Raw genomic sequence first — 25278 nt, 5'->3', positions numbered from 1 at the left:
TTTGATCGTCCGATCTGGGCTGTGGATGGGCGTCTCGGCATTGTCGGCGGATAGGCTGACGGTGTGAATTCAGTGTTCGGCCCGCCCGGGATGTCAAACTTTCACAAAGGGGCTATATAGCGGCCGAAATCGCACGAAATCCGCAAAGAGCGCCTATGGCACCGATCATTTCCGTCCAAAATCTCACCAAGACCTATGCAAATGGCTTCCAGGCGCTGAAGGGCATAAATCTCGAAATCGAGCGCGGCGAAATCCTGGCGCTGCTTGGGCCGAACGGGGCGGGCAAGACGACGCTGATCTCGATCATCTGCGGCATCGCCAATCCGAGCGGCGGCACGGTCGTGGTCGACGGACATGATGTGGTCAAGGATTTCCGCGCCACGCGCACCCTGATCGGCCTGGTGCCGCAGGAACTGACCACCGACCAGTTCGAGACGGTGTGGAATACGGTCAGCTTTTCGCGCGGGCTGCACGGCAAGAAGGCCAATCCGGCCCATATCGAGAAGGTGCTGCGCGACCTGTCCCTCTGGGACAAGAAGGACAATACGCTGCGCCAGCTCTCGGGCGGCATGAAGCGGCGCGTGCTGATCGCCAAGGCGCTGTCGCACGAGCCCTCCATCCTCTTTCTCGACGAGCCGACAGCGGGCGTCGACGTGACGCTGCGCAAGGACATGTGGCATGTCGTCGAGCAGTTGCGCGCCTCGGGCGTCACCATCATCCTCACGACCCACTATATCGAAGAGGCCGAAGAGATTGCCGATCGCGTCGGCGTCATCAATGGCGGCGAGTTGCTGCTCGTGGAAGACAAGCAGGCGCTGATGGCCAAGCTCGGCCGCAAGCAGCTGATCCTCGAACTCAACGACCCGCTTGAGGAACTCCCCGATTGCTTTGCCGGCAACGGCCTGTCGATCGAGGCCGAGGGCAATCGCCTCGTCTACGAGTTCGACACCCGCAACGAGCACGAGAGCGTGGCGTCACTTCTGACGCGGCTTGGCCAGAACAACATCCATTTCCGGGATCTCTCGACGCGGCAAAGCTCGCTCGAAGACATATTCGTATCGCTGGTAGGAGCCGCAAAATGAACTTCGAGGCGATCAAGTCGATCTATTATTTCGAGATGTCGCGCACGCGGCGCACGCTGCTGCAGAGCGTCATTTCGCCCGTCATTTCCACCTCGCTCTATTTCATCGTCTTCGGCGCTGCCGTGGGTTCGCGCATCCAGGAGGTTGAGGGCGTCTCCTACGGTGCCTTCATCACGCCCGGCCTCATCATGCTGACGCTGCTCGGCCAGTGCATCGGCAACGGCTCCTTCGGCATCTATTTCCCGAAATTCACCGGTACGATCTACGAGATTCTCTCGGCGCCCGTCGCAATGACGGAAATATTGATCGGCTATGTCGGGGCGGCGGCGACCAAGGGGCTGATCATCGGCGTCATCATCCTCTTGACCGCCAATCTCTTCGTCGATGTCCGCATCGAGCACCCCTTCATGATGGTGCTGTTCTTCCTGCTGACGGCAATCAGTTTCAGCCTGTTCGGCTTCATGATCGGCATCTGGGCGACGAATTTCGAGCAGCTGAACCTCATCCCCATGCTGGTCGTGCCACCGCTGACCTTCCTCGGCGGCAGCTTCTACTCGATCAACATGCTGCCGCCCTTCTGGCAGGCGGTGAGCCATTTCAACCCGGTGCTCTACCTGGTCAGTGGCTTCAGGTGGAGTTTTTACGGGATTGCGGATGTGAACCCGCTGGTCAGCCTCGGGATGATCTCGCTGTTTCTGGTGGTTTGCCTGAGCACGCTCGGGTGGATATTCAAGACCGGGTACAGGCTGCGGAACTGACGGGGGACCGCCACCGGCAAAATCCGTACAGGCGGCACAAAGTTGTTCACATTTTGTTCGCGACTGCTAGTCTGACCTCGCTGTTATATACGGAGGAGAGTCGTGGCGGAGCAACAGACGAAGTTCGAGCGGTTCAAGGCGCTGCATCAACGGGATGAGGCATTTGTCATTCCGAACCCATGGGATGCCGGCTCGGCGCGGATCCTGGCAGGCCTTGGTTTCGAGGCCCTGGCGACGACCAGCGCTGGTTATGCCTTTTCGAAGGGCAAGCGGGATTCCTTTGCGAGCCTGACGCGCGGCGAGATCCTCGACAACGCCGCAGAGATCGTCGGGGCGAGCGATCTTCCCGTATCTGCCGATCTCGAGGACGGGTTCGGCGCAGAACCCGAAATCTGCGCCGAAACGATCCGGCTGGCCGCTGCGGTCGGGCTGGTCGGCGGATCGATCGAAGATGCCACCGGCGATCCGGCAAGGCCGATCTATGATCTCTCGCACGCCGTCGAGCGGGTCCAGGCGGCGGCAGAAGCCGCGCGGAAACTGCCTTTCCTGCTGACAGCGAGGGCAGAGAATTTTCTCTGGGGGCGGCCCGATCTCGATGACACGATCAGGCGGCTGCAAGCCTTCTCGGCAGCCGGCGCCGATGTGCTCTACGCACCCGGCCTGCCTGATATCGACGCCATCCGAACCGTCTGCGCTGCCGTGGACAAGCCCGTCAATGTGGTAATGGGGCTGAAGGGGCCGCGCTATAGCGTTGCCGAACTCTCGGCGGCGGGCGTGCGCCGTGTGAGCGTGGGCGGATCCTTTGCTCGCGCGGCGCTTGGCGCACTGCTGCGGGCGGCCGAGGAGGTGAAATCATCGGGGACCTTTGACTATGCGGCCGATGCGATCCCGGCGGGCACGCTCAGCCGACTCATGTCGCAGGAGAAGCGGGGCGACCGGGAGTAGGGCTGGATCGGTGACATCGCATTGCGGATCGATAAGTGCTGACAAAATCCGGATGTCTGCCAGTCAGCCCTTCTTCTTGCCGTACCGCGGGCGGAAATCGACAAGCAGGGATTTCAGTTCGAGTTCGCGCACGCGTCGGGCCGCTTCATCCGGGCTCACCCAGTCCAGCACGCGCTGGCCGACCTCGCGGAACTGCCCCTGCGTGCGGTCTACCTCGATCTGGAAGATATCGACGATGCAGGGAACAACGTCGCCATCGTCCAGTTCCTTGAGATAGGTGTAGCGACCGACCGGCTTTTTGCTGACCGTCCCGCGCACGCCGGCTTCCTCCCAGGCCTCGATGGCGGCCGCCTCATGCGGCTTCTTCTTTTTCATCGGCCAGCCCTTGGGAATGATCCAGCGGCCGCTGTCGCGGGTGGTGACCACGAGGATTTCGATGTCGCGATGATCGCTTTCGGGATCGTTGTTTCGATAACGGAAGCAGAGAGCGCCATATTGCTGGCGAAAGGCGCCAGAGAAAAGCTTCTCGGGCCTTTCGGCAAGTTGCTTCAGCAGCGGCTTTGGGGTGGCGGCGCGAGGTTTTGCGCCTTTTTTGCTGGATTTCATGACATCAAGCATTGTCAATTTCTGCATTTTCGATCAATTGCCTGCGACGTTTTATGACAGATTTGTGACAGTCGCGTGTGACTGCCATGTCCGCTTCAGGAAGGATCGCCCGAGATGATGAGCGTGTTTCGCAAGATGATGCCGCGGGAGGACCGCTTCTTCGACATGTTCTGCCGGCACTCCGAAACGGTCGTCGCCGCCGCGCACGCGATGGAAAGGCTGCTGAAAGGCGAGGCGGTTCAAGAAAATTGCGATCGGATCATCGCGCTCGAGGACCAGGCCGACGACATCACCCGCGAAGTGCTTGTGGCCGTCAGGCGCAGCTTCATCACACCCTTCGATCGCGGCGATATCAAGGACCTGATCCAGTCGATGGACGATGCGATCGACATGATGCACAAGACGGTGAAGATCATCCGCCTGTTCGAGCGGACGAGTTTCGACCCGCTGATGCAGGACATGGGCGGGGAGATCGTCAAGGCAGCGGCCCTGATGGCGGAGGCGATCCCGCTTCTCAATAAGATGGGGGCCAATGCGCAGCGGCTTGCCGTCATCGCCGAGGAGATCACCCGGGTCGAGGGGCGTTCCGACGAGCTGCATGACGAGGGGCTGAAAGACCTCTATCGCCGGCATGGGGCCAGCGGCAATGCCATGGCCTACATGATCGGCAGCGAGATCTATTCCAATCTAGAAAAGATCGTGGACCGGTTCGAGGACGTGGCCAATGAAATCAGCGGCGTCGTCATCGAGAACGTCTGATGGAAGCCTCTCTCTCCCTTCCGCTGCTGATCGGGCTCATCGGTGTCGCGCTGTTCTTCGATTTCCTGAACGGCTTGCATGATGCTGCAAACTCGATTGCGACCATCGTCTCCACCCGGGTCCTCAGGCCGCAATATGCCGTCGGATGGGCGGCTTTCTTCAATTTCATCGCCTTCCTGTTCTTCGGCCTTCATGTCGCCGAAACGCTCGGCACCGGCATCATCGATCCGGCCATCGTTTCCCCGCAGGTAATCTTTGCGGCGCTGATGGGGGCGATCGTCTGGAACATCGTCACCTGGCTGTTCGGCATTCCCTCTTCCTCCTCGCATGCGCTGGTCGGCGGGCTCGTCGGAGCAGGGTGGGCTAAGGTCGGCTTCAGCTCCATCGTCTGGAGCGGCCTGTTGAAGACGGTTGGCGCTATCTTCATGTCACCGGCGATCGGCTTCCTGCTGGCGCTGTTCTTCGTCCTCGTCGTCTCCTGGCTCTTCGTGCGCCAGACACCGTTTGCCGTCGATCGCACGTTCCGCTTCATGCAGTTCGTCTCGGCATCGCTCTATTCGCTCGGCCATGGCGGCAACGATGCGCAGAAGACGATGGGCATCATCGCCGTTCTTCTCTTCAGCCAGGGGCAGCTTGGCCCGAGCTTCCATGTGCCGCTCTGGGTGGTCATTTCCTGCCAGTCGGCGATGGCGCTCGGCACGCTCTTCGGCGGCTGGCGGATCGTGCATACGATGGGCTCGAAGATCACAAGGCTCAATCCGATGCAGGGTTTCTGCGCCGAGACCGGCGGCGCGCTGACGCTGTTTGCGGCGACCTGGCTCGGCATTCCCGTGTCGACGACGCATACGATCACCGGCGCGATCATCGGGGTGGGAGCAGCGCGGCGTCTTTCGGCCGTGCGCTGGGGTGTCGCCGGCAATATCGTCATCGCCTGGGTCATCACAATGCCGGCTGCCGCTGCCATCGCCGCCGCCTGCTATGGAATTGCAAGCCTGTTTGCCTGAGGTCGACGGCCGCCGGATGCACCGGATACCTTAATTTTAGGGGCTACTATTTTCGATCCGATGTTGCGCTCTATTCTCCATGCAAGGAGAAGGCGAAGACGAGCGAAAGATGCATCCATACAGGCATTTATCGGAATTGAATGTGGAAACTCCGGCAAGGACAGGCCGCCGCGGGGTCGACCAGTGCGGTGTCATCTGCTGCCGCGTGGAAAGGGGCGGGAGGCTGAGCGTCCTGCTCATCACCAGCCGCGATACCGGACGATGGGTGATCCCGAAAGGCTATCTCCAGAAGAAGGAAAAGCCCTATCGCTGCGCCCAGCGCGAGGCATCCGAAGAGGCCGGCGTCAGGGGCAAGGTCAGGAAGAAGCCGCTCGGCTATTACAGCTATCTGAAGGACCAGGAGCAGCCGCTGACGGTTTCGGTGCATCTGCTGCGGCTGGAGAGCGAGACCACGCATTTCCGCGAATATGGGGAGAGGCAGAAGATCTGGATTTCGCCGGCGGACGCGGCCTCTCTCGTCGATGAGCCCGAACTGCAGGAGATCTTCCGCGCAATCGATGCGGACAATCCGCTGACGTCGCAGGACCGACTGAAACCCCATCGCATCCATGGACGGCGGCCGCGGGCCGATGCAGCCGTGTCGCTCGCCTCATTGCCAGGATTGACCTGATCGCCGCCGCCCTGGCGGGCAGGCGCAGTTGCAAAGGCCCGCCACTGCGGGCCTTTGCGTTAAGAGACTAGCGGGGACTGCCGGTTGCAAGAGGTCCCCAGGAGAGCTCACGGTCAGGGACGGCTGAAAGGTCGACCATCACCTCGACGCCGGTCCTGATGCGCCGCCGCAAGAGGCCGGCGCGATCCGGATGCGCCCGGAGCAGGCCTTTCTCGTGGAGCGCCTGCAGCCGCGTGCGCGACATCTCCAGCCCGGAGGCCAGCAGGCGGTCGAGGCGTATGCCGGCAGGCAACGGCACAGCGAGCTCGATCTCCAGTCGCGTCCAGCCGGCAGTCTCGCGCAGCACCTCCCTGACGAGGTCGAATTCCGGGAATTCGTCGATGCGCTCGGTCTTGCGTTTCAGGGCTTCGATGTTGAAGCTCTCCGTCCGGATCCAATCCGGATCGTTGGACTGCAGCGCGTGCAGAACGGCCGGATCGATATCGCGGACATTCTGACGCTCGAAGAGCGGCCGGTTCCAGGTCTTGTCGCAGGCCAGGCATTTGTAGATGAGCCAGGCATCCAGCCGGCGGCCATTGGCATTGAGCCGGATCTTGTCGCTGGATCGAAAGGCTCTCAATCCACCGCATCCGCCACAGGCAATCCAGGGCTGGGGAGCGGTTTTCGGCGTTACGGTCCATCGGACCCGTAGGGTATCGCACATAAGTCTTGGTCTTCCGTTCGGAAGTTCACCAAGATGGCGCGAGAGAAAGCCCTATCGGGCGCGGCGTGGCGATGCTTTTGGGTGGCTGAAGAGCAGAGACAGCGGGGCTGTTGCTGGCGATCGGAACAATGCCAAACCGGTCTCTTGCCGCCACCCGATGAACGTATTCATACGCCGGCAGCCATGGCCGCCAGGCCGTACGGGTGAAACTGGGTTGAGACCGGTTCTTACTTAGGCAAAGTCTACCTCGATGCGCCAATGCTCTTCGAGCGGATCAATAGCAAACAATCGCCGGGAGAGGGAGACGTACGGCGCATGGCAGAGACGAACGCTGCCCCATGCGGCATTTCTGCAACTTCCCGCTGAAGCTCTATCAAAGCTCCTGCGCCGTCGGGCGGAAGAGGATTTCGTTGATATCCACTTCCTCGGGCTGCGAGATCGCGAAGGCGACGACCCGCGCGAAACTGTCGGCCGGGATGGCATAACGTTCATAGAAATCGGCGATGCCGGCCGCGACATCGGCCTCGGTAATGCTCTGCGGCAGTTCCGACTCTACCGCACCGGGCGAGACGATCGTCGTGCGGATATTATAGGGCTTCACCTCCTGGCGCAGGCCCTCGGAGATGACACGCACGGCTGTCTTGGTCGCCGCATAGACCGCGCTTCCGGGGCGGACCTTGTGTCCCGCGACCGACGAGACGTTGACGATATGGCCGCTCTTCTGCGCCGTCATGTGCGGAAGGGCGGCGGCAATGCCATAGAGCACGCCCTTGAGGTTCACGTCGATCATCCGGTCCCAGTCGTCGATCTTGCCGCGCTCCAAAGGCGAGTGCGGCATCAGACCGGCATTGTTCACGATCACGTCTATCCGCCCGTGCAGACGCACGGCCTGATCGACGAGGTGTTTGACCTGTCCGGCCTCGGTCACGTCGGTTTCGATGGCGGAGCCCTCGGGGAGGCCGAGTTCACTGGACAGCGCCTTCAGGCGGTCGATCCGGCGGGCGCCGAGCACCACCTTGGCGCCGGCATTGGCGAGATGGCGGGCGGTCGCTTCGCCGAGGCCGCTGCTGGCGCCGGTGATGACGACCGTCTTTCCCTTGATATTGTCAGTCATGGTCGTTCCTTTCAGTGCTGGCAGCCTATCGGCCGACGCGGGCCTGCAGGTGGGCCGGGTAGCGATCTCCCTGCACGGTGACACCAGACAATGCGGTCTCTATTTCCTGCAGATCCTGTGCCGTGAGTTCGATCGCTGCGCCGCCGATATTCTCCTCCAGCCGGTGCAGCTTGGTGGTGCCGGGGATCGGCACGATCCATGGCTTACGGGCAAGCAGCCAGGCGAGCGCGATCTGCGCCGGTGTCGCCTGCCTGGCGGCGGCGATCCCACTCAGCACCGCAACGAGGCCCTGATTGGCCTTGCGGTTCTCTTCCGAAAAGCGCGGCACGACATTGCGGAAATCCGTCTTGTCGAAACTGGTGCTCTCGCTGATTGCGCCCGTCAGAAAACCCTTGCCGAGGGGGCTAAAGGGCACGAAACCGATGCCGAGTTCTTCGAGCAGCGGCAGGATCTCCTTCTCGGGCTCGCGCCACCAGAGGGAATATTCGCTCTGCAGGGCGGCGACCGGCTGGAAGGCATGGGCCCGGCGGATCGAATCCACCCCGGCTTCCGACATGCCGAAATGCTTGACCTTGCCGGCAGCGATCAGCTCCTTCACCGCGCCGGCAACCTCTTCCATCGGCACCTCGGGATCGACGCGATGCTGGTAGAAGAGATCGATCCTGTCGGTACGCAATCGCTTCAGGGCGGCGTCCGCCACCTCTCGGATGCGCTCGGGGCGGCTGTCCTGACCCTTGCTGGAATCGCCGTCCCGAAAGCCGAATTTCGTGGCGATCACCACCTCTCCGCGGAACGGTTCGAGTGCTTCGCCGAGCAATTCTTCATTGGCTCCCTGGGCATAGGCTTCCGCCGTATCGAAAAAGGTGACGCCATGCTCGAAGGCAGTGCGGATCAGAGCAATCGCCGCATGCCTTTCCATTGCCGGGCCGTAACCGAAGCTCAGGCCCATGCAACCAAGGCCGAGGGCCGAGACTTCGGGACCATGCGTTCCGAGTTTGCGTTTCTGCATCATCGTGTCTCCATCCGGTGATATTCGTCGTCCGTGACCTTTTCCATCCAGTCGACCGGACTGCCGTTGAGCTTTTCGGCAATAGCGATATGGCTCATGGCGGTGGTTGCAGTGGCGCCGTGCCAGTGCTTTTCGCCGGGTGCGAACCAGACGATATCGCCCGGCCGGATTTCTTCTATCGGGCCGCCGTCACGCTGTGCCCAGCCGAGGCCGGAGACGACGATCAGCGTCTGGCCGAGCGGATGGGTATGCCAGGCGGTGCGTGCTCCCGGCTCGAAGGTCACGGTGGCACCGCCGACCCGGTCGGGATCGTCGCTGTCGAAACGGGCGTCGAGTCGCACTGTCCCGGTGAAAAAGGCTTCCGGCCCCGGGACCGAGGGTGCGAAGCCGCTGCGCTTGATCTGCATGGGCGTATCCTTTCCTGCCGATCTTCATGTAGCGTCTACGCAGTTCTGCGATTAGAAGCTAAAATCCGCATGAACCTATTAGGGCAGCTTATGAATGACCCGGACCAATCTTGACGATATCTCCGCTTTCCTGGCCGTCGCGCGCGAGGGCAGCTTCACGCGAGCCGCCGCCTTGCTCGGCATTTCGCAATCGGCTCTCAGCCAGACGGTGGGCGCGCTCGAAGAGCGCATGGGTCTGCGGCTGCTCACCCGCACGACGCGCAAGGTGTCGCCGACGGATGCAGGCGAGCGTCTGATCCAATCTGTCGGGCCTCGACTTGAGGAGATCAGTGCGGAACTCGCGCAGCTATCGGCGCTACGTGAAAAACCCTCGGGTAGCGTGCGCATTTCGGCGGGCGAACAGGCAGCCGAATTGGTCCTCATGCCGGCCGTGCAGAAGCTGTTGCCGCAATATCCCGATATCGCGATCGAAATCGTTGTCGATAACGGCCTCACGGATATCGTCGCCGAGCGTCTCGATGCCGGCGTTCGGCTCGGCGAACAAGTTGCGAAGGACATGGTGGCCGTGCGGATCGGCCCGGATGTCAGGATGCCGTCGTCGGCTCCCCCGACTATTTCGAGAAGCGAAGCCGCCCGCGCACACCGCATGAGCTGACGGAGCACAATTGCATCAATCTGCGGCTGCCGACGGCCGGTGGTTTCTATGCCTGGGAATTCGAGCAGGGCGGGCGTGAACTGCGTGTGCGGGTGGAGGGCCAGCTTGCGGTCAACAGCGGCGCGCTGGCCGTCAAGGCGGCCATTGCCGGTGCCGGTCTCGCCTTCGTGCTGGAGGACCGCGTCCGCGACGATCTCGAAGCGGGCCGCCTGACCCGCGTGCTTGCAGACTGGTGTCCACCCTTTTCCGGCTTCCACCTCTACTATCCCAGCCGGCGCCATCAGACGCCGGCCTTCGCCATAGTGGTGGATTCCTTGCGCTATCGCGGCTGAGAACTGAAACGTCAACAGTCACGAGAAAGCCGGGGGCCGGCAACTGACGGATAACGGCCCCCGCGAATGACTCAGGCTATGTGCTGAAGCTGGACTTCGCGATTGTGCAGGAAGCAGGCCTTGGTGAAGAGCCCGAGGTCAAGCTGGTTCGGCAGACGCACATCCCCAAGATCCGGCAAGCCCTTGCCGCCGGCCTCGAAGGACCGGTCGATCTGCGAGATGAAGGCCAGCACAACCCCCGTATCCCGGGCGAAGCTTTGTAGGGCCGAAACCTGCTCCGACAGGGCCGGCTTGCTGCGCTGCTGGTCGAGAAGCTGCAGATAGTCGATGACTGCGACTGTTCCCCGCGGCGCGCCCGCGAGATGGCGGATGATATAATCGGCACTGATCTCATCCGAGGTGACGATCTCGATCCTGTCCCCGATTGCTTCGCCTTCGGGCAGGGCATGGATGCGGTTCATGCTCTGCTGATGGGTATATTCGAGCGTGAAGAAGGTTGCCCTTCGTGCCTGGCTGACGGCATCGAGCAGAAGCTGCAGGCCAAGCAGGGTCTTGCCGTGGCCCGGACGGGCGGCGATCAGCAGCAGATCGCCATCTGCCAGTTGCGACAGCATGGATGATGCAGATGGCTCATGCTGGGAAGAAAGCAGGCTCCAGGCCGTAAAACCTTCCTCCTGCGCAATACGATCGAGCGCCTGATGAAGCGGGATCGTATCCGTACGCGCCAGCAATTTCGCCCGGCGCTTCAGCTGATAGATGGGTGCAGACAGTTTCATTCAAACCTCCATTGCGAGCCGGAAACGCAACCCCTCCTTATGCGGTGCTCGAACAGATGGTTCGATGGTGGATTACCCCGCATGGACGATGCTTTCCCGGATGGAGGGAGGAGGCTTGGGTCGAGCCTTGCCCGAGAGGTAGCGAGCGGCGCGATTCGCGGCAAGCTGGAAAATTCAGTGGTGTTTCGGGCGCTTGCTTCCTTCGGGCCCGCACGATGCTCCTGAGTGAACTTGATCCGCATCGCGCCTGCACGCTGGCTGAGCAAGCGGCCCGCTCGCCGGCTCGATCCCCCTCCAAGCACCGGCCGCGCTTGCCGGAATTCCCTGAGATCCGTCTGCGCGTCCATGGCAGGTATCAGCTCGTGAACTATATGTGACGGGGGAGGAATGTCCTTGATGTCGAGCATGCCTGTCACCTGCGAGGTGCGTTACCGCCTCGACCCGAAGAAACGTATGGAATTCGAAGCCTATGCCGAGGTCTGGGTCCGGCTGATCGAGCGTTATGGCGGAACACATCACGGCTATTTCATGCCGCGCGAAAAGCCGGAAGGCGCGGGTTTGAGCTTTCCGGGTGCAGGGGCGGATGGGGCAGGCAATATCGCAATCGCTCTTTTCACCTTTCCGGACGAGCCGACCTATCTCGGCTACCGCGCCAGCGTCGCCGCCGATCCGGACAGTATCGCGGCCAATGCGCGCTTCGGGGCCGATCCGCCGTTCAAGAGCTACGAGCGCCTGTTTCTGCGACCGTTGCCGCGCGGCGAATAGACGGCGAGGGCAGCTGTCGGCGGCAGGAACTCGTCTTCCGTCCCCGACAGCAAACAGACAGCTTCGCCGCGCTACCCGTTTGCCGTCGCCCGCAAGGGGCTTCTGCAAAAGGGTAAAATCATGAAGCTGAAACTGGTCGCCGCTCTCACAATCCTGTCGCTCTCGCCCGTCTTGGCGCTTGCAAGCCCGAGCTGCACGAAGGAGCCGAAATCCAAATGGATGCCTGAGGCCGCCATGAAGGCGAAGATCGAGGCCATGGGCTACAAGGTCAAGACTTTCGAAATCACCGGCAATTGCTACGAGATCTACGGCAAGGACAAGAACGGCGAACGCGCCGAGGTCTATTTCAATCCGATCTCCGGCGATATCGTCCAGAAGGGCGATTGAGCGATGACAGCCATCTCGTCGAAGAAGGAGGGCCAGGTGCCCTCCGATGCCGCCAGGCAGACCATCAGGGTGTGGGACCCGGTCGTCAGGCTGTTCCACTGGATCATCGTCGCAGCCTGCACGCTCAACCTCTTCATTCTCGAAGAGGGCAAATACTGGCACCGCATCACGGGTTATGTCGTCGCTACGGCAATCGTCATTCGCATCCTCTGGGGGTTCGTCGGTACAAAACATGCTCGCTTTTCCGATTTCCTGCCGACGCCGCGCAGGGTGATGGAGCAGATCTTTGATATGATCGACGGCAGTGAAAGACGTTATCTTGGTCACAATCCGCTGGCATCGGTCATGATGCTGCTGCTGATGGCATTGCTGGCGGCAACGGTGCTGACCGGCTGGATGACGACGCTCGATGCCTTCTGGGGCGAGAAATGGCTGGAGAAACTGCACGGCACGATCGCAAACGGCATCATGGTGCTTGCCTTCGTCCACGCGGGCGCAGCCATCATCGAAAGCTGGAGGCACAGGGAGAATCTCGTCTGGTCGATGGTCACGGGTCGAAAGAGGGCATGAGGATACTGCTGATCGAGGACAGTTCCCGGCTTCGCGAACTGCTTTGCGAAGCCATCCACGACGCCGGCTGGAAGATCGATGCCTTCGCCCTGGCGCAGGAGGGGCGGCTTGCATTGCAGGAAGCGGATTATGACCTGCTGCTTCTCGACCTCGGCCTGCCTGATGAGGACGGGATCGCATTTCTGAAATCGCTCCGGGCCGCGAGGGTCCAGATGCCGGTCCTGGTGCTGACGGCGCGGGGCGCAGTCGACGAGCGCATCGCCGGGCTCGATGCCGGCGCGGATGATTACCTCGTAAAGCCCTTTCACAATGGGGAATTGATCGCCCGCATCCGTGCGCTGACGCGCCGCACGCCGTCAACCGTCATGCCGGTCCTGGAATTCGCCGCCCTTCAATACGATCTCGCCTCGCGCCAGGTGATCTGCGCTGGCGACGAGATTGCGCTCGCGCCTTCCGAAAAGGGCCTTCTGGAACTGTTGATGCGCAACGGCGGGCAAGTGGTGCCCAAACCGAAGATCGAGCATGCGTTCTCGGAATTCGGCGACGAACGCAGCAGCAATGCCGTCGAACTTGCCGTTTCCCGGCTGCGCAGAAAGCTCGAAGGGCATCCGACACAGGTGCTGATCGAGACCGTCAGAGGCGTCGGATACATGATGCGGGAGGTGCGTGCATGAGGCTCTCATCGCCGACTCTGGGTGCGATCCTGACCCGGCGTATCGCCTTCTTTGCGGTGCTGGCCATGGTGCTGCAGCTCGCCGTGATCTTTTCCGACTATTACTGGAATGTCGGGGAGCTCTCGCGGCTCTTCGTGGAGCAGGAAACCGAACGGCTCGCCTCCGGCATTGCGGTGGAGGACGGCACCATCCGCTACCGGCTTCCCGATTCTGTCGAGGGGCGTTATGGGCAGGCGCAGACAGGCTATGTGGCCCGCATCCGCGAGGCCGACGGCGGGTTCGTCTTCCAGTCCTGCGACGCTGCCTGCGAGAGCCGCTTCCTGCCGCCTGATGTCAACCCTCCGGATTTCTGGCTGCGGTCGCTCGAGCCCGGCAAACCGCTGACGCTGGTGGGCGGGCGGGCCTTCATGGTGGGCGAGCGGCGCTTCGTCGTCGATGTCGCGACGATGGGCGATCCGCAGGATGTGGTGTCGGATGTCCTGTGGAACGAGGTGATCGAGCATATGATCGTGCCGATGAGCATCCTCCTGGTGCTCGTGCTCGGCGCCACCCTGCTTTCCGTGCGGCAGGCGCTGAAGCCGGTGCGGACTGCGGCCGAGGCGGCCGAACGGATCGACCCGATGGATTCACGCTCGCATCTGCAATTCCAGGAGATGCCGCGCGAAGTCGCCCACCTTGCCGAGGCCGTCAACCGGGCCTTCGAGCGTGTCGGCGAGCTGATGAAATCCCAGAAGATATTGACATCGGGCATCGCGCACGAAGTGCGCACGCCGCTTGCGGCAATCAAGCTGGAGCTCGGCCATATCGACCATCCGCGGGCGCGCAAGGCTGAAGCGGATCTCGACGATCTCGTGCGTTTCGTCAGCCAGATCACCGCGCTCGCGCGGCTCGATACATTCGATCACGGCATGTTCGAGGAGGTCGACCTTGTCGAGCTTTCGTCCAGCGTGGTGGAACAGCTGGCGCCCTGGGTCTACGAAAACAATCACTCGCTGGAATTCTCGGCGCAGGTCGATGCCGCCATAGTACAGGGTGTGCCGGCCCTGCTGAAGGACGCCGTTCGCAACCTGATCGACAATGCCGTTCGCCACACGCCTGCCCATACCGGCATCGTCGTGCGGGTCAGCAATGATCTGATCCGCGTCGAGGACCGGCATCCGGCAGGCCTGAGGCAGGGCGCCGATGTCGCCGCACGCGCCGACGGGATGGGCATCGGGCTGGATATCGTGGCGCGCATCGCTGCGATACACAGGGGTTCGCTTCGCTGCTCGGCCGGCAGGCAGGGTCATGTCTTCGACCTGGAGATCGGCACATAGCCGCGTCTGCGCGTCGCGCTTCTTTCCTCATCATCCGTTCATCGGAGAGTTCCATGATCAAATGCGTCGTTATTTCCGGCTGCTCAGGCGGCGGGAAATCCACATTGCTCGAAGAGCTCTCCCGGCGCGGCTACGCCACCGTCGAGGAGCCGGGACGCCGCATCGTGAGGGAGGAACTGGCCGGGCAGGGTGCTGCCTTGCCCTGGGTCGACCCGGCCGCCTTTGCCCGGCGGGCGATCGCGATGGCGCTCGAGGATCGGAAGCTGGCTCAAGTCCAGCCCGGATGGACGTTTTTCGATCGCGGCCTGATCGACGCCGCTTCTGCCCTTCAGGCCACGACCGGGAAGGCGATGCTGGAGACGCTGCGGGATCAACACCCTTATCACCACACGGTGTTTCTGACGCCGCCCTGGCCGGAAATCTATGTCCACGACCCCGAGCGGCGGCATGGTTTCGAAGAGGCGGTTGCCGAATATGACCGGTTGACCACGGCCTATCCCGAAATGGGCTACGACGTCGTCATCCTGCCGAAGATCGATGTCCCGGCGCGAGCGGACTTTCTGTTGAGCCAGCTGCCGGAGCTGTGACTTTTTAAGGAACCAAGTTCGACACGGCTCGTTTCTTATCCAACGCGGCAGCCTTGTCCCCCACTCGAAGGCTCATCGTTCCCAGCGATCGCTGCGTTCACTCCTGCAAATGAAAACCCTCGGTTCCACTCCCGGACCGAGGGTTCTTTTTGCCGACCGAAATCAGGGTCCGGAATTATCTGCCTTCCGAGGAGGCTCTGAGATAGCCGATCACGGCGCGTCTGACGCGCAGCGCCAGCCCGTCCCGGTCTTCTTCGCCATGCTCGCCGGCGGCGTCGATCATGCCCTTGATGATTGCCACTACATCGCGTGCCGCGATATCGATATCGGGCTGCGGCGGCATGTCCGGCCGCGCCAGCGTATTGCGGGTGAGTTCAAGGAAGCGTTGCTTGATGCGATCGGTTTGCGCATCGAGCGGCAGGCGGGCCTCCTCGTAATCGAGCAGGCGGGCAAGGGCAGGGCGTTCGAGCTGCTGGCGGACGCAGGGGTCAATCAGGGCGGAGAGCGCCGCTTCCCCCGTCGGCTCGCAGGCAGCACTTTCTGCATCTCCAATCAGTGACATGGTCTGCCGCAGGATCAGCGCGCCGATCAGCGCATCCTTGCGCGGGAAATACTGGTAGAGCGAGCCGATGCTGACGCCGGCCTTTTCTGCCACCGCATTGGTGGAAAAACCTTCGTGGCCGCGCTCCTCCAGAATGCGAGCCGCGGCCTCGACGATCACGCTGACCGTCGCAAGCGAACGAGCCTGTCTGGGCGCTTTTCTGGGCGAGGATCGGCTCTTGTAGGGGCTTTCGGACATTGCTGGAACGGGCCTTGAAATGCGAGTAGCGCGAAGGCGAGTTATCGCTCACATTATATCCGTCAGATCAAGCGCACAAGCGGTACTCAGCAAAGGGATTTGGAGACTGGAACGCATCACCGGGACCGGTGACGCGCATATCCCTTGCTGTGCCTGCGATCAACCGCGCCGGAACAGAACGGAGAATTGTCCATGTCAAACGAGATCAAGACCGCCATCGTCACCGGCGCATCCAGGGGCATCGGCGCGGCGATTGCCAGACGGCTCGCAGCCGATGGTTTCCAGACCGTCGTCAATTATGCGGCAGGCGCCGCGCAGGCAGAAGAAGTGGTCGCCGCCATCACGGCCGCCGGCGGCCGGGCGCTGGCGCTTGGCGCCGATGTCTCGAGCCCGCAGGCAGTTGCCGAGCTCTTCGAGCACACAGAGGGGAAATTTGGAACTGTCGACGTGCTCGTCAACAATGCCGGCGTCACCACCTTTGGCCCGCTTTCTGAGGTGAGCGACGAAGACTACCAGCGTCTCGTCGCCGTCAACCTGACCGGTACCTTCAACGGCATGCGCGAGGCCGCAAGACGCCTTCGCGAGGGCGGCCGCATCATCAATCTGTCGACCAGCATTATCGGCCATTATTCGCCGGGCAATGCCGTCTACACCGCGACCAAGGCGGCGGTGGAAGCGATGACGCATATCCTCGCAAAGGAGCTCGGCCCCCGCCGCATCACAGTCAATGCCGTGGCGCCGGGACCGGTCGCGACCGAACTGCTGCTCTCGGGCCGATCGCCGGAGCTGATCCAGCGCCTGACGAATGAAATCCCGCTCGGCCGGCTCGGGCAGCCCGAGGATATTGCGCAGATCGTGTCGTTTCTGGCGAGTGCCGAGAGCGGCTGGGTCAATGGGCAGGTGATCAGGGCGAATGGCGGGCGGAATTGATAGGCGCTAGGCCTTTCCGGAGCGCGCGATCTCCGCGCGCATCCAGCTCGAATCGCCCCAGGTCGACAGCCAGATCATCAGATCGGTGAGCGCGCCAATGACGGGCAGTAGCAGCTTGTGGGCGAGCCCGCGCCCTGTCTGCTTTTCCTCGGCCTCGCGCAGATGCGCGAGTTCCTCGTCCTGGATCGAAGCGATGAGCGCATGAAGCTCAGGATCTCGGTTCTTCACGAAGGCCAGTTGATCTTCGAGATGGCGATGAACGGTACTTTCCACCGCCTCGGTGCAGATCCAGACCATGTTGCGCCCGCCAAGGGCCGTGAGAAAGCCCAGGACGAAACCACCGAGGCTCCAGAAGCCCATCACACGGCAAGGCCTGGCGCTCCTTGGCGGCATGGCCTCGCGAAACAGGCGGCAATGCCTGATCTCGTCATCCCGCATGTCCTGAAGCGCCGGGACGATATCCGGAAACAGCCGGCTCGCCATCCAGATCTGTGCTCCATAGATGCGGATGGCGCCGAACTCGCCGGCATGATTGACCTTGAGGATACGCCTGACGGTGATCGCCGGATCGCGCTTGCTGACGATATCAGGCAGATTGTCCATGATCCATGCGCGCCCCAGCTTCGGTGTCAGTAGTAGGCAATACGACCACCGCGATCGTCAACGGCTGGGCACAGCCTATGAGGCGTATTCTCGACCGGGCCCCCGTTTAATGACCTCGCAAGAGGGTCTGACGGACCGGGCGGCATTCCCCTCCCGAAGCTTGACACGAAAAACGGCGGCGCGCATAAAAATCATATGGGGTTGCGATCACCCCACGAGGCGACATGCCGAAGAATCGCGTCCATGAAACCGAACACCGGAGGACGCGTCATGCCATCATTTCTCGAAATATCTTCAGACAAATTGAACCGTATCGTCGGCACACCCAATGCGCCTGTCGTCGTCGACGTGCGCATCGAGGAGGATTTCGCCCGCGATCCGCGGCTTGTGCCGGGCTCGATCCGGAAATCTCACACCGATGTCAGCGAATGGGCGGCAGGCTTTGCCGGGCCGGTGGTCGTCGTCTGCCAGGCCGGCGGCAAGCTCAGCCATGGGGTCGCCGCCCACATCAGGCATGCCGGGGGCACTGCGGAAGTGCTGGAAGGCGGCTTCGAGGCCTGGATCAGGGCCGGCGGCTCGGCGGTGCCCGTCGACAGGTTGCCGCCGCGCGACCGGGAGGGGCGGACCGTCTGGGTCACGCGTGCGCGTCCGAAGATCGACCGCATCGCCTGTCCCTGGCTCATCCGGCGTTTCGTCGATCCTTCGGCGGTCTTTCTCTTCGTGCCGACATCGGACGTCGCCCTGGTTGCCGATCGCTTCGCCGCCGTGCCGTTCGATATCGAGGAGGTCTTCTGGAGCCATCGCGGCGAGCTCTGCACCTTCGATGTGATGATCGAGGAATTCGGCCTTGCCTCAGAGCCGATGTTGAGGCTCGCGAGGATCGTTCGCGGCGCCGATACCGCCCGGCCGGACCTTGCCCCTGAAGTGGCCGGGCTGCTCGCCGCTTCGCTCGGCCTGTCGCGCATGTTCGTCGACGATCTCAAGCAGCTCGATGCAGGTATGCTGCTCTATGATGCCTTCTACCGCTGGTGCCGCGACGCCACCGATGAAACGCACAACTGGCCTTCCGCGAAAAAGGGAGGCTGACATGAGCAGTGCCGTTACCCATGCGACGCCCGATACCGGGGCGTCGCCGAACCCGCATGGCGTCACCTTCGGCGAGGCCTTTCGCGTCTGGCTGCGCGTTGCAGCCCTCAGCTTCGGCGGACCGGCCGGGCAGATCGCCGTGATGCACCGCATCGTCGTCGATGAGAAGAGGTGGATCGGCGAGCAGCGTTTCCTGCATGCCCTGAATTACTGCATGCTGCTTCCGGGACCGGAAGCGCAGCAGCTTGCCATCTATATCGGCTGGCTGATGCACCGGACCGCCGGTGGTTTGGTCGCGGGCATCCTGTTCGTGCTTCCGGGCTTCCTCTCCATTCTGGCGCTCAGCTATCTCTACGTGAGCCTCGGCAGTGTCGATGCCGTCGAGGGCCTGTTCTTCGGCCTGAAGGCGGCGGTGCTTGCCGTCGTCATTCAGGCGGTCGTCAGGGTCGGCGGCCGCGCACTGAAGAACAGGGCAATGGTCGGGATCGCGGCAGCCGCTTTCCTGGCGATCTTCGTGTTCCATGTCCCTTTTCCCGTCATCATCCTCTCCGCTGCCATCGTCGGCTTCCTGGGATCGAAGTCGGGTTCCCGCCTGTTCCAGGGTGACGGCGGGCACAAGGCAGCTGGCGGCGCGGCTCTATCCGATTCCGATGCCCTGCTCGGAGAGGAGATACCTCTGCATGCGCGACCGAACCTTCTGTGGTCGCTGAGGATCTCGTCGGCGCTCTTGGCACTCTGGTTGCTGCCGATACTGCTGCTCTATCTCCTTCTCGGACCCGACGACATCTTCACGCAGATCGGCGTGTTCTTCAGCAAGATGGCGATGGTGACTTTCGGCGGCGCCTATGCCGTGCTCGCTTACGTGGCTCAGGAAGCCGTCCAGCACTACGGATGGCTGAAGCCCAACGAGATGCTGGATGGTCTGGGCATGGCGGAAACGACGCCAGGTCCGCTGATCATGGTCCTCCAGTTCGTCGGTTTCATGGGCGCCTATCGCGATCCCGGCAGCCTCGGTCCGATGACAGCCGCCACGCTCGCCGCCATCCTGACGACGTGGGTGACCTTCGTTCCCTGTTTCCTCTGGATCTTCCTCGGCGCTCCCTTCATCGAGAAGCTGCGCGGCAATGCAGCCCTGGCCGGTGCGATGTCGGCCATCACGGCGGCCGTGGTCGGCGTCATCCTCAATCTCGCGATCTGGTTCGGCCTGCATTTCCTGTTCAGGAGCGCCGCGGTTCACAGCCTCGGACCCTTCTCGATCGAGCTGCCCGTCTGGGCGTCGCTGTCGCTGCCATCGCTGCTGTTGAGCCTTGCGGCAGCGATCGCGATCTTCCGGTTCAGGCTGGCGGTCATTCCGGTGCTGCTCGGCTGTGCCGTCGCCGGGATGTTCTGGCCGACTTGAAGCATCGACGGCGCGCCGGACGCATCATCGGAAAAACCGATGGCGCCATCGGTTTCTTCCGTTTTTCTTGCCGCCCGGCACGCGGCATCTGCTCTTCCAGACAAGAAGGAGACGCAGATGACTGATATCAATTTGGAAGGCGCCAGGATTATCATCGTAGGCGGCAGTTCCGGCATGGGGCTGGCGCTGGCGCGACGGCTGCTGGCCGAAGGGGCGCGGGTGACGATTGCCGGGCGCAGTGCGGAGAGGCTTGAAGCGGCGCGGCAGACGCTCGGCGACCCTGCTGATCTGAACACCGCGGCCCTCGATCTCACTCGTGAAGAGGAGATTGCGGCCTTCTTCCGCGATTGCGGGCCGGTCGACCATATCGTCAGCACGGCGGCGGATATCGAGGGAGCCTATCAGTTGCTGCCGGATCTGCAGCTTGCGGCGGCGCAGCGGGTTGTCGAGAGCAAATTCTACGGGCCGCTGCTGCTTGCCAAATACGGCGCGCCGTGCCTGCCGCCGTCTGGCTCGATCACCTTTACGTCGGGGGTTGCCGCCTATCGGCCGGCGGCGCGCGGTTCCGTCGTTGCGGCCGTCAATGCGGCGCTGGAGGGACTGGTGCGGGCGCTCGCGGTCGAACTTGCGCCTCTGCGCGTCAACGCCGTGTCACCGGGCTGGGTGGATACGCCGATCTGGAATTTCGTTGCCGGCGATGCCAAGCTGGCAACGCTGGAGGCGATGGCGAAGCGGCTGCCTGCGGGTCGCGTCGGTCGGCCTGATGATATTGCCGACGCGATCCGCTTCCTCATCGGCAACGGCTTTGCCACAGGCACTATCCTGCATGTCGAAGGCGGGCATCGGCTGGTCTGACCGACCGCAGGTCTTCGCTTGCCATGGCAATCAATGAAGAGAGCGCCGGCGGCTGCACCCGCCGGCGCCGCCACAGCATGATCAGCGACGCAGCAGGTGTATCACCTGGCCAGGGCAGTTCCACGACATCGCTGCTCTCGGCGGCCGGAGTGACGGCCAGACGCGGGACAAGACCGTAACCGGCGCCGGATGCGACGAGGCGGATGATCGTCTGGACGCTGTCCGCCTGGGTGACGATATCAGGGGCGGCAATATCTGCCTCGGCAAAGGCAGTATCGAAGACGCGGCGATAGACGCAGCCGGTTTCGGTGGCGATGAAGGGCAGGCGGCTCACGTCAGCGAGGTTTGCGGGCGGCATCACCCGGGTATTGCGGCCTGCTATCAGGGTTAGCGGCTCGCGCGAGACGAGGCGTGTCTGGAACCGTCCATCCTGCTCTCCGCGGTCGAAGGTGAAGGCGATGTCGATCGAGCCGTCTTCCAGCCGCCGCTGCAATTCACCGCTGCCGCCGATCTTCAGCGTCAGACCGATATCGGGATGCGTCTCGCGAAAACGCGACAGGAAGGCGGCGAGCTTTTCCGCTGCGATGGTTTCGAGCGTACCGATCGTCAGGGCCTGTTTCTCGAGACCGGCAGCTGCGCGGATTGCGGTCTTTGCCTCGTCGTTCAGGGCAAGGATTTCTTCGGCATAGGCCTTCAGCGCGTCACCGGCCGGTGTCAGGGTCACGCCCTGCCGGGAACGCTCGAAAAGCGGGACGCCCAATTCCTCTTCGAGCGCCTGCATCTGATCGCTGAGGCTCGACTGGGCGAGATTGGCCTCGCTTGCGGCACGGGTGATATTGCCGTGCTTTGCGACGGCAAGGAAGGTCTTCAGTTGGCGTGGGTTCATCGCGAGCTCCGTGCGCTCCGTGGCAAGGATGGGCACTCCTATATCAGGTGGCCTTGCTCCGAGGGAGTCTCCGGTTGGCTGGAATCCTCGCGTCGAGCCTCGCAATATTGACGGCAGACACATGCTTGGCCAAACTTAAGACCGTCTTCGCAAGCGACGGGAGCCTTGCCGATGCCATCTGAGACATCCGTGATCGATTGGCTGCTCGCCTCCGACCCGGCCATCCGCTGGCAGGTGCTGCGCGATCTTCTGGACGCGCCTGAACCCGTCTGGTCCGCCGAACGGCAGAAGGTCGAGCGCGAGGGGTGGGGCGCCAAGCTATTGTCCTTTCAGGATGCCGATGGGCAATGGGCGGGCGGTTCCTTCCTGCCCAGCGATTTCACGCGCGAGGAATGGCAGGCAACCGGCCAGCCCTGGACGGCAACGAATTTCTCGCTGACGCAGCTTCGCGAATTCGGCCTCGACCCGCGCTCCGAAAGCGCACGGAGAACTGTCGCACTCATCGGCGCCAATTGCCGCTGGGACGAGGGCGGACAGCCTTTCTGGGAAGGAGAGGTGGAGGAATGCATCAATGGCCGCACCGTTGGCGACGGCGCCTATTTCGGCGTCGATATCTCGCCGATCGTGAAAAGATTGCTCGGTGAGCAGCAGTCGGATGGCGGCTGGAACTGCGAGCGGGCGAATGGCTCGATGCGTTCCTCCTTCCACACGACGATCAATGTGCTGGAAGGACTTCTCGAATATGAGCGGACTACCGGCGGCACCGAGGAAGCGCGCGAGGCAAGACGGTCAGGCGAGGATTATCTGCTGGCGCGGCACCTGATGCGGCGCCTCAGCACCGGCGAACCGGTCGACGAAAAATTCATGCAGTTCCTGCATCCGAACCGCTGGCGCTTCGATGTGCTGCGGGCGCTCGATTACTTTCGCGCCTCAAGCCTGCAGACCGGGGCTGCTCCCGATATGCGGCTGAAAGAGGCAATTGAATACCTCCGGCTGCGGCGACTTGAAGATGGCCGCTGGCCGCTCGACTGGCGCGTGTCCGGCAGGGCCTGGTTCGTCATGGATGACGGCGAGGGAGAGCCCTCCCGCTGGGTAACGCTCAGGGCGCTCAGGGTGCTGAAATGGTGGGACAGCCGTCGGTCTGAACATGCCGCAACGTGAGTCTGCCGCGACAGCCGGCATTATCCCGATAAATCAGTGATTTATGCCGGCGTGCTGAAGGCTGAAAGTCTGGCATCGAACTCTTCCGTCGTATCGAGAAACCAGCAGGTCGTGCCGCGATTGGCTTCAAGAACGAAGCTCTGCAGCGCGTTGCTTGCGGCAAGCTCCGCATCGATCCTGCCGATGATGGCGACACGAACCCGGTAATTGACGAATTTCTGGATCGCAGCACCGGCAATGCCCGAGCGGAGCGTCAGGAAACCCTCCGGCAGTCGCGGTACCGGCAGCAAGACCCAATCGACGGATTCGCCGAGTGCGTGGCCGATCAGATCATTGATGCCGCTTTCAGCCGATAACGGCTTGCCATCGGGATTGCGCAGGAGCACGCGAAAGCCGTGCAGGAGCTTGATATCGTTGCTCACGGAATGTCTCCCTTCGGGTCAGCGGAGCGCCTTCAGATAAGCGTCCAGGCTGTTCAACAGTTCCGCCGTATCCGACGGCGTACCGATCAGAATGAATTTCTGGAGTTGCCGTTCCGCGTCATAGACGGCATTGAACTGCAGGGCGTGCGGACGGCGATGCCGCGAGATCAGCATGGCCTGCATCAGCACCGTCAGGCGGCTCGACATGTCGGCGGAGAGATCGGGCACTTCGACGATGCTGGTGACATAGACCTCCGCCTGCAGGGCCGTGGCGCTGTTGCTGACACCGGCGAAGGCTTCGAGGTCGGAGCGCAGAATGCGGTAGGATTTGCCGATGCGCGTGGCGCGCAGGCGCTCTTCGCGGATGAGCCGCAGCAGGGTCTTCGGGTGCAGTTTCAGCCGCTCGGCCGCCTGTTCAGCGGTGTAGAACTCTTCCGACATGGTCCGTATTATTCTCTATCCTGATCATTTTTTGTAATAATACGGAATATTTGGAATTAATCCAGATCGATATTCGCCTTGATACGGATCAATGCGGAATGCCGAGCAGCAAACCATGCTTCAGCCAGCAAACTGAACGGAGCGAGCCATGGACGAGGCGATCAGGAAGACGATCCAGGCGATCCTGGATGGGCAACGGATCATGAGCGTTGCGACGCTCCGGCCAGACGGCTGGCCGCAGACGACGACGGTGGGCTACGTCAATGACGGGCTGACGCTCTATTTTCTCTGCAGCCCGGACAGCCAGAAAGCCGCCAATCTGGCGCGGGACAAAAGGTTGTCGCTGACGATCAACCCGGATGTAGCCCAGCTGATGCAGATCACCGGCCTGTCGATGGCGGCCTTTGCCGAGAAGGTGGAAGACCCTGACGAGGCCGACAGGGTGCTCCGCATGATGCCGGCGAAATATCCCGTCCAGCAGGATCTGGCGGTCGCCATGCCGACGCGGGATCAGATCTTTATCTTCCGCGTCATGCCGAAGGTGATCTCGGTGCTTGATTATTCCAAAGGGTTCGGCCACGCGGATCTCGTCACGCTCTGATGCGGCGTGAAAGTCAGGCGCCCTTGGTGACCTTGGCAGCGCCCCAGAGCGAGCCGGGATTAGCACGGTTGGGATGGAGCGTCAGCATGGCGTCGAACAGTTCCCGCGCTGTCGTCGTTTCCAGTTCAAGCCTGTTGAAATCACGCAAGTATTGCTGCGTCTGGTCGATGATATCGGGGTTGTCGTCATTTTCGGGGATCTTGTGGCCGGCGACGACGGCCTTCGGCTTCAGCTCTTTCAGCCGGTCCAGCGTTTCGATCCAATGTTGCCTGCTCTCGCGCGTGGTTTCGCCGAGGTAACAGTGAATGCCGTTATAAACGACGTCGCCGCCGACGATGAGCCCGATCGAGGGAACGTGCAGGGCGGTCGAGTGCGACATGTCGGTATGGCCCGCATCGATCGGGATCAGCTTGTGGCCTTCGAGTTCCAGGTCGGGTGCTTCAAGCACATCCGCGACGGCCATGGTCTCGGCGATCTCGCCGGGGAAGAGTTTGCGCCAGAAACCGTCGAGCATGTCGGGTTCGCTCTGGCGGCGCATCGCCTCCACCACATCTGAGACCGCATAAGCCTTCGCATCGGGGAAGCGCTTCAGCAGAGCGCCGATGCCGAAGAAATGGTCGCCATGGCCGTGGGTGATGTAGATCGCCTTCAGGTGCTTGCCGCTCGCCTCCACCCAGTCGGCGAGCGTCTTTGTCTGCGGTTCGGTCAGGAAAGTGTCGACGAGCACGGCATCACGTTCGCCCGAGATCAGCGTGGCGGAATTGGCGACCCATCGAAGCGCGGGATCTCCAGCCGGCACATCGCGGCTGAGGCCTGGGCGGCGGATTGTCAGGACATCGTAGCGCAGGCTGGGGGTGGGGTTCGAGCTCATGGCGGTAATTCCTTGAACAGTTGAGTTTTGGCGGCAGGGCGAGGGATCGAGCTTGATTTTTTGCTGCGAAACAATAAATATATGACCGGTCGTCTATAATTGTTC

Annotated in this window: 30 protein-coding genes and 1 pseudogene; 19 read left to right on the top strand and 12 right to left on the bottom strand. The window is 62.2% G+C overall.

Annotated features, from left to right (window positions below):
- Nucleotides 1-155: 155 nt before the first annotated feature.
- The 3 genes from FHT93_RS03500 to FHT93_RS03490 all read left to right on the top strand — a co-directional run bounded on the left by FHT93_RS03500 (nucleotide 156) and on the right by FHT93_RS03490 (nucleotide 2785).
- Nucleotides 156-1082 carry an ABC transporter ATP-binding protein gene (locus tag FHT93_RS03500; RefSeq protein WP_112547562.1) on the top strand — a complete coding sequence of 309 codons (927 nt, stop codon included), beginning with the start codon at nucleotides 156-158 and terminating at the stop codon, nucleotides 1080-1082.
- Nucleotides 1079-1840 (top strand): ABC transporter permease, encoded by a 762-nt coding sequence (locus FHT93_RS03495; RefSeq protein ID WP_112547561.1) that lies wholly within the window; start codon nucleotides 1079-1081, stop codon nucleotides 1838-1840. The genes FHT93_RS03500 and FHT93_RS03495 overlap by 4 nt, the downstream gene beginning before the upstream one ends.
- Before the next feature lie 102 nt (nucleotides 1841-1942).
- Nucleotides 1943-2785 (top strand): isocitrate lyase/phosphoenolpyruvate mutase family protein, encoded by an 843-nt coding sequence (locus FHT93_RS03490; RefSeq protein ID WP_183846106.1) that lies wholly within the window; start codon nucleotides 1943-1945, stop codon nucleotides 2783-2785.
- Between the two features lie 63 nt (nucleotides 2786-2848).
- Here the strand turns inward: FHT93_RS03490 and FHT93_RS03485 are convergent, their stop codons facing one another.
- A complete protein-coding gene (locus FHT93_RS03485; RefSeq protein WP_183847500.1) occupies nucleotides 2849-3391 on the bottom strand; it encodes an NUDIX hydrolase in 543 nt (180 codons plus the stop codon).
- 114 nt (nucleotides 3392-3505) lie between these two features.
- On the opposite strand from FHT93_RS03485, the gene FHT93_RS03480 reads away from it, so the two are divergent.
- The 3 genes from FHT93_RS03480 (at nucleotide 3506) to FHT93_RS03470 (ending at nucleotide 5824) form a co-directional block, all read left to right on the top strand.
- Nucleotides 3506-4150 carry a DUF47 domain-containing protein gene (locus FHT93_RS03480; protein ID WP_183846105.1) on the top strand — a complete coding sequence of 215 codons (645 nt, stop codon included), beginning with the start codon at nucleotides 3506-3508 and terminating at the stop codon, nucleotides 4148-4150.
- Nucleotides 4150-5154: an inorganic phosphate transporter gene (locus tag FHT93_RS03475; RefSeq protein ID WP_112547558.1), complete on the top strand. Its 1005-nt coding sequence runs from the start codon at nucleotides 4150-4152 to the stop codon at nucleotides 5152-5154. The genes FHT93_RS03480 and FHT93_RS03475 overlap by 1 nt, the downstream gene beginning before the upstream one ends.
- 142 nt (nucleotides 5155-5296) lie before the next feature.
- Entirely contained in the window at nucleotides 5297-5824 is a 528-nt protein-coding gene (locus FHT93_RS03470; RefSeq protein ID WP_183846104.1) for an NUDIX hydrolase, read from the top strand.
- A 67-nt stretch (nucleotides 5825-5891) separates the two neighbouring features.
- Here FHT93_RS03470 and FHT93_RS03465 read toward each other — a convergent pair whose 3' ends face one another.
- The 4 genes from FHT93_RS03465 to FHT93_RS03450 all read right to left on the bottom strand — a co-directional run bounded on the left by FHT93_RS03465 (nucleotide 5892) and on the right by FHT93_RS03450 (nucleotide 9057).
- The gene (locus tag FHT93_RS03465) at nucleotides 5892-6527 is read right to left on the bottom strand and encodes a DUF1062 domain-containing protein (RefSeq protein WP_113202453.1); all 636 of its coding nucleotides are present in this window, start codon (nucleotides 6525-6527) and stop codon (nucleotides 5892-5894) included.
- Nucleotides 6528-6900: 373 nt separating this feature from the next.
- On the bottom strand, nucleotides 6901-7641 hold the full coding sequence (locus tag FHT93_RS03460) for an SDR family oxidoreductase (protein ID WP_183846103.1): 741 nt from the start codon (nucleotides 7639-7641) through the stop codon (nucleotides 6901-6903).
- A gap of 25 nt (nucleotides 7642-7666) precedes the next feature.
- Nucleotides 7667-8650 carry an aldo/keto reductase gene (locus tag FHT93_RS03455; RefSeq protein WP_183847498.1) on the bottom strand — a complete coding sequence of 328 codons (984 nt, stop codon included), beginning with the start codon at nucleotides 8648-8650 and terminating at the stop codon, nucleotides 7667-7669.
- A complete protein-coding gene (locus FHT93_RS03450; protein WP_112547554.1) occupies nucleotides 8650-9057 on the bottom strand; it encodes a cupin domain-containing protein in 408 nt (135 codons plus the stop codon). Before FHT93_RS03450 ends, FHT93_RS03455 begins: the two co-directional genes overlap by 1 nt.
- Nucleotides 9058-9151: 94 nt before the next feature.
- Here FHT93_RS03450 and FHT93_RS03445 point away from each other — a divergent pair.
- Nucleotides 9152-10044 (top strand): annotated as a pseudogene (locus FHT93_RS03445) (LysR family transcriptional regulator).
- Nucleotides 10045-10115: 71 nt separating this feature from the next.
- Here the strand turns inward: FHT93_RS03445 and FHT93_RS03440 are convergent.
- A complete protein-coding gene (locus FHT93_RS03440) occupies nucleotides 10116-10820 on the bottom strand; it encodes a DNA helicase (RefSeq protein ID WP_112968340.1) in 705 nt (234 codons plus the stop codon).
- A 396-nt stretch (nucleotides 10821-11216) separates the two neighbouring features.
- Here FHT93_RS03440 and FHT93_RS03435 point away from each other — a divergent pair, with 396 nt between their 5' ends.
- The 6 genes from FHT93_RS03435 (at nucleotide 11217) to FHT93_RS03410 (ending at nucleotide 15119) form a co-directional block, all read left to right on the top strand.
- On the top strand, nucleotides 11217-11585 hold the full coding sequence (locus FHT93_RS03435; RefSeq protein WP_210299178.1) for an NIPSNAP family protein: 369 nt from the start codon (nucleotides 11217-11219) through the stop codon (nucleotides 11583-11585).
- Between the two features lie 120 nt (nucleotides 11586-11705).
- Nucleotides 11706-11972 (top strand): PepSY domain-containing protein, encoded by a 267-nt coding sequence (locus FHT93_RS03430; protein ID WP_183846102.1) that lies wholly within the window; start codon nucleotides 11706-11708, stop codon nucleotides 11970-11972.
- Nucleotides 11973-11975: 3 nt separating this feature from the next.
- On the top strand, nucleotides 11976-12542 hold the full coding sequence (locus FHT93_RS03425) for a cytochrome b/b6 domain-containing protein (protein ID WP_183846101.1): 567 nt from the start codon (nucleotides 11976-11978) through the stop codon (nucleotides 12540-12542).
- Nucleotides 12539-13216, top strand: a complete 678-nt coding sequence (locus tag FHT93_RS03420) for a response regulator transcription factor (protein WP_183846100.1) — start codon at nucleotides 12539-12541, stop codon at nucleotides 13214-13216. Before FHT93_RS03425 ends, FHT93_RS03420 begins: the two co-directional genes overlap by 4 nt.
- Nucleotides 13213-14532, top strand: a complete 1320-nt coding sequence (locus tag FHT93_RS03415) for an ATP-binding protein (protein ID WP_183846099.1) — start codon at nucleotides 13213-13215, stop codon at nucleotides 14530-14532. The genes FHT93_RS03420 and FHT93_RS03415 overlap by 4 nt, the downstream gene beginning before the upstream one ends.
- A gap of 53 nt (nucleotides 14533-14585) precedes the next feature.
- Entirely contained in the window at nucleotides 14586-15119 is a 534-nt protein-coding gene (locus tag FHT93_RS03410; protein WP_183846098.1) for an AAA family ATPase, read from the top strand.
- Nucleotides 15120-15294: 175 nt separating this feature from the next.
- Here FHT93_RS03410 and FHT93_RS03405 read toward each other — a convergent pair whose 3' ends face one another.
- On the bottom strand, nucleotides 15295-15918 hold the full coding sequence (locus tag FHT93_RS03405; RefSeq protein WP_183846097.1) for a TetR/AcrR family transcriptional regulator: 624 nt from the start codon (nucleotides 15916-15918) through the stop codon (nucleotides 15295-15297).
- 192 nt (nucleotides 15919-16110) lie between these two features.
- Here FHT93_RS03405 and FHT93_RS03400 point away from each other — a divergent pair, with 192 nt between their 5' ends.
- A complete protein-coding gene (locus FHT93_RS03400; protein ID WP_183846096.1) occupies nucleotides 16111-16848 on the top strand; it encodes a glucose 1-dehydrogenase in 738 nt (245 codons plus the stop codon).
- Between the two features lie 6 nt (nucleotides 16849-16854).
- Here FHT93_RS03400 and FHT93_RS03395 read toward each other — a convergent pair whose 3' ends face one another.
- Nucleotides 16855-17451, bottom strand: a complete 597-nt coding sequence (locus FHT93_RS03395) for a demethoxyubiquinone hydroxylase family protein (RefSeq protein ID WP_183846095.1) — start codon at nucleotides 17449-17451, stop codon at nucleotides 16855-16857.
- Between the two features lie 270 nt (nucleotides 17452-17721).
- Between FHT93_RS03395 and FHT93_RS03390 the strand changes: the two genes are divergently transcribed.
- The 3 genes from FHT93_RS03390 (at nucleotide 17722) to FHT93_RS03380 (ending at nucleotide 20791) form a co-directional block, all read left to right on the top strand.
- Nucleotides 17722-18537: a sulfurtransferase/chromate resistance protein gene (locus tag FHT93_RS03390; protein ID WP_183846094.1), complete on the top strand. Its 816-nt coding sequence runs from the start codon at nucleotides 17722-17724 to the stop codon at nucleotides 18535-18537.
- Nucleotide 18538: 1 nt separating this feature from the next.
- On the top strand, nucleotides 18539-19936 hold the full coding sequence (gene chrA / locus FHT93_RS03385; protein ID WP_183846093.1) for a chromate efflux transporter: 1398 nt from the start codon (nucleotides 18539-18541) through the stop codon (nucleotides 19934-19936).
- A 117-nt stretch (nucleotides 19937-20053) separates the two neighbouring features.
- Nucleotides 20054-20791 (top strand): SDR family oxidoreductase, encoded by a 738-nt coding sequence (locus tag FHT93_RS03380; RefSeq protein WP_183846092.1) that lies wholly within the window; start codon nucleotides 20054-20056, stop codon nucleotides 20789-20791.
- Here the strand turns inward: FHT93_RS03380 and FHT93_RS03375 are convergent.
- Nucleotides 20754-21677, bottom strand: a complete 924-nt coding sequence (locus tag FHT93_RS03375; RefSeq protein ID WP_183846091.1) for a LysR family transcriptional regulator — start codon at nucleotides 21675-21677, stop codon at nucleotides 20754-20756. The genes FHT93_RS03380 and FHT93_RS03375 overlap by 38 nt on opposite strands.
- A gap of 171 nt (nucleotides 21678-21848) precedes the next feature.
- Here FHT93_RS03375 and FHT93_RS03370 point away from each other — a divergent pair, with 171 nt between their 5' ends.
- On the top strand, nucleotides 21849-22838 hold the full coding sequence (locus FHT93_RS03370; RefSeq protein ID WP_183846090.1) for a squalene cyclase: 990 nt from the start codon (nucleotides 21849-21851) through the stop codon (nucleotides 22836-22838).
- Nucleotides 22839-22879: 41 nt separating this feature from the next.
- On the opposite strand, the gene FHT93_RS03365 is transcribed toward FHT93_RS03370, so the two are convergent.
- Both FHT93_RS03365 and FHT93_RS03360 read right to left on the bottom strand, forming a co-directional pair.
- A complete protein-coding gene (locus FHT93_RS03365) occupies nucleotides 22880-23260 on the bottom strand; it encodes a DUF4180 domain-containing protein (protein WP_183846089.1) in 381 nt (126 codons plus the stop codon).
- An 18-nt stretch (nucleotides 23261-23278) separates the two neighbouring features.
- Nucleotides 23279-23701, bottom strand: coding sequence for a helix-turn-helix domain-containing protein (locus tag FHT93_RS03360; protein ID WP_183846088.1), 423 nt, complete (start codon nucleotides 23699-23701; stop codon nucleotides 23279-23281).
- 148 nt (nucleotides 23702-23849) lie between these two features.
- Here FHT93_RS03360 and FHT93_RS03355 point away from each other — a divergent pair, with 148 nt between their 5' ends.
- Nucleotides 23850-24302, top strand: a complete 453-nt coding sequence (locus FHT93_RS03355; protein ID WP_183846087.1) for a pyridoxamine 5'-phosphate oxidase family protein — start codon at nucleotides 23850-23852, stop codon at nucleotides 24300-24302.
- A gap of 13 nt (nucleotides 24303-24315) precedes the next feature.
- On the opposite strand, the gene FHT93_RS03350 is transcribed toward FHT93_RS03355, so the two are convergent.
- Nucleotides 24316-25173 carry an MBL fold metallo-hydrolase gene (locus FHT93_RS03350; RefSeq protein WP_183846086.1) on the bottom strand — a complete coding sequence of 286 codons (858 nt, stop codon included), beginning with the start codon at nucleotides 25171-25173 and terminating at the stop codon, nucleotides 24316-24318.
- Between the last annotated feature and the right edge of the window lie 105 nt (nucleotides 25174-25278).

The organism is Rhizobium sp. BK379, assembly GCF_014193955.1.
GTDB lineage: Bacteria > Pseudomonadota > Alphaproteobacteria > Rhizobiales > Rhizobiaceae > Rhizobium.
Note: the sequence above shows the minus strand (reverse complement) of the source record. Positions and strands in the feature narration are given on the sequence as shown.

Excerpts from the sequence above, each read along its gene's own strand:
- FHT93_RS03465 (WP_113202453.1), bottom strand. The coding sequence starts at position 6,527 with ATGTGCGATACCCTACGGGTCCGATGGACCGTAACGCCGAAAACCGCT.
- FHT93_RS03435 (WP_210299178.1), top strand. The coding sequence starts at position 11,217 with ATGTCGAGCATGCCTGTCACCTGCGAGGTGCGTTACCGCCTCGACCCG.
- FHT93_RS03380 (WP_183846092.1), top strand. The coding sequence starts at position 20,054 with ATGACTGATATCAATTTGGAAGGCGCCAGGATTATCATCGTAGGCGGC.
- FHT93_RS03390 (WP_183846094.1), top strand. The coding sequence starts at position 17,722 with ATGCCATCATTTCTCGAAATATCTTCAGACAAATTGAACCGTATCGTC.
- FHT93_RS03395 (WP_183846095.1), bottom strand. The coding sequence starts at position 17,451 with ATGGACAATCTGCCTGATATCGTCAGCAAGCGCGATCCGGCGATCACC.
- FHT93_RS03355 (WP_183846087.1), top strand. The coding sequence starts at position 23,850 with ATGGACGAGGCGATCAGGAAGACGATCCAGGCGATCCTGGATGGGCAA.
- chrA (WP_183846093.1), top strand. The coding sequence starts at position 18,539 with ATGAGCAGTGCCGTTACCCATGCGACGCCCGATACCGGGGCGTCGCCG.
- FHT93_RS03410 (WP_183846098.1), top strand. The coding sequence starts at position 14,586 with ATGATCAAATGCGTCGTTATTTCCGGCTGCTCAGGCGGCGGGAAATCC.
- FHT93_RS03370 (WP_183846090.1), top strand. The coding sequence starts at position 21,849 with ATGCCATCTGAGACATCCGTGATCGATTGGCTGCTCGCCTCCGACCCG.
- FHT93_RS03440 (WP_112968340.1), bottom strand. The coding sequence starts at position 10,820 with ATGAAACTGTCTGCACCCATCTATCAGCTGAAGCGCCGGGCGAAATTG.
- FHT93_RS03475 (WP_112547558.1), top strand. The coding sequence starts at position 4,150 with ATGGAAGCCTCTCTCTCCCTTCCGCTGCTGATCGGGCTCATCGGTGTC.
- FHT93_RS03375 (WP_183846091.1), bottom strand. The coding sequence starts at position 21,677 with ATGAACCCACGCCAACTGAAGACCTTCCTTGCCGTCGCAAAGCACGGC.
- FHT93_RS03500 (WP_112547562.1), top strand. The coding sequence starts at position 156 with ATGGCACCGATCATTTCCGTCCAAAATCTCACCAAGACCTATGCAAAT.
- FHT93_RS03350 (WP_183846086.1), bottom strand. The coding sequence starts at position 25,173 with ATGAGCTCGAACCCCACCCCCAGCCTGCGCTACGATGTCCTGACAATC.
- FHT93_RS03455 (WP_183847498.1), bottom strand. The coding sequence starts at position 8,650 with ATGCAGAAACGCAAACTCGGAACGCATGGTCCCGAAGTCTCGGCCCTC.
- FHT93_RS03480 (WP_183846105.1), top strand. The coding sequence starts at position 3,506 with ATGATGAGCGTGTTTCGCAAGATGATGCCGCGGGAGGACCGCTTCTTC.
- FHT93_RS03405 (WP_183846097.1), bottom strand. The coding sequence starts at position 15,918 with ATGTCCGAAAGCCCCTACAAGAGCCGATCCTCGCCCAGAAAAGCGCCC.
- FHT93_RS03485 (WP_183847500.1), bottom strand. The coding sequence starts at position 3,391 with ATGAAATCCAGCAAAAAAGGCGCAAAACCTCGCGCCGCCACCCCAAAG.
- FHT93_RS03360 (WP_183846088.1), bottom strand. The coding sequence starts at position 23,701 with ATGTCGGAAGAGTTCTACACCGCTGAACAGGCGGCCGAGCGGCTGAAA.
- FHT93_RS03400 (WP_183846096.1), top strand. The coding sequence starts at position 16,111 with ATGTCAAACGAGATCAAGACCGCCATCGTCACCGGCGCATCCAGGGGC.
- FHT93_RS03425 (WP_183846101.1), top strand. The coding sequence starts at position 11,976 with ATGACAGCCATCTCGTCGAAGAAGGAGGGCCAGGTGCCCTCCGATGCC.
- FHT93_RS03415 (WP_183846099.1), top strand. The coding sequence starts at position 13,213 with ATGAGGCTCTCATCGCCGACTCTGGGTGCGATCCTGACCCGGCGTATC.
- FHT93_RS03420 (WP_183846100.1), top strand. The coding sequence starts at position 12,539 with ATGAGGATACTGCTGATCGAGGACAGTTCCCGGCTTCGCGAACTGCTT.
- FHT93_RS03460 (WP_183846103.1), bottom strand. The coding sequence starts at position 7,641 with ATGACTGACAATATCAAGGGAAAGACGGTCGTCATCACCGGCGCCAGC.
- FHT93_RS03450 (WP_112547554.1), bottom strand. The coding sequence starts at position 9,057 with ATGCAGATCAAGCGCAGCGGCTTCGCACCCTCGGTCCCGGGGCCGGAA.
- FHT93_RS03495 (WP_112547561.1), top strand. The coding sequence starts at position 1,079 with ATGAACTTCGAGGCGATCAAGTCGATCTATTATTTCGAGATGTCGCGC.
- FHT93_RS03430 (WP_183846102.1), top strand. The coding sequence starts at position 11,706 with ATGAAGCTGAAACTGGTCGCCGCTCTCACAATCCTGTCGCTCTCGCCC.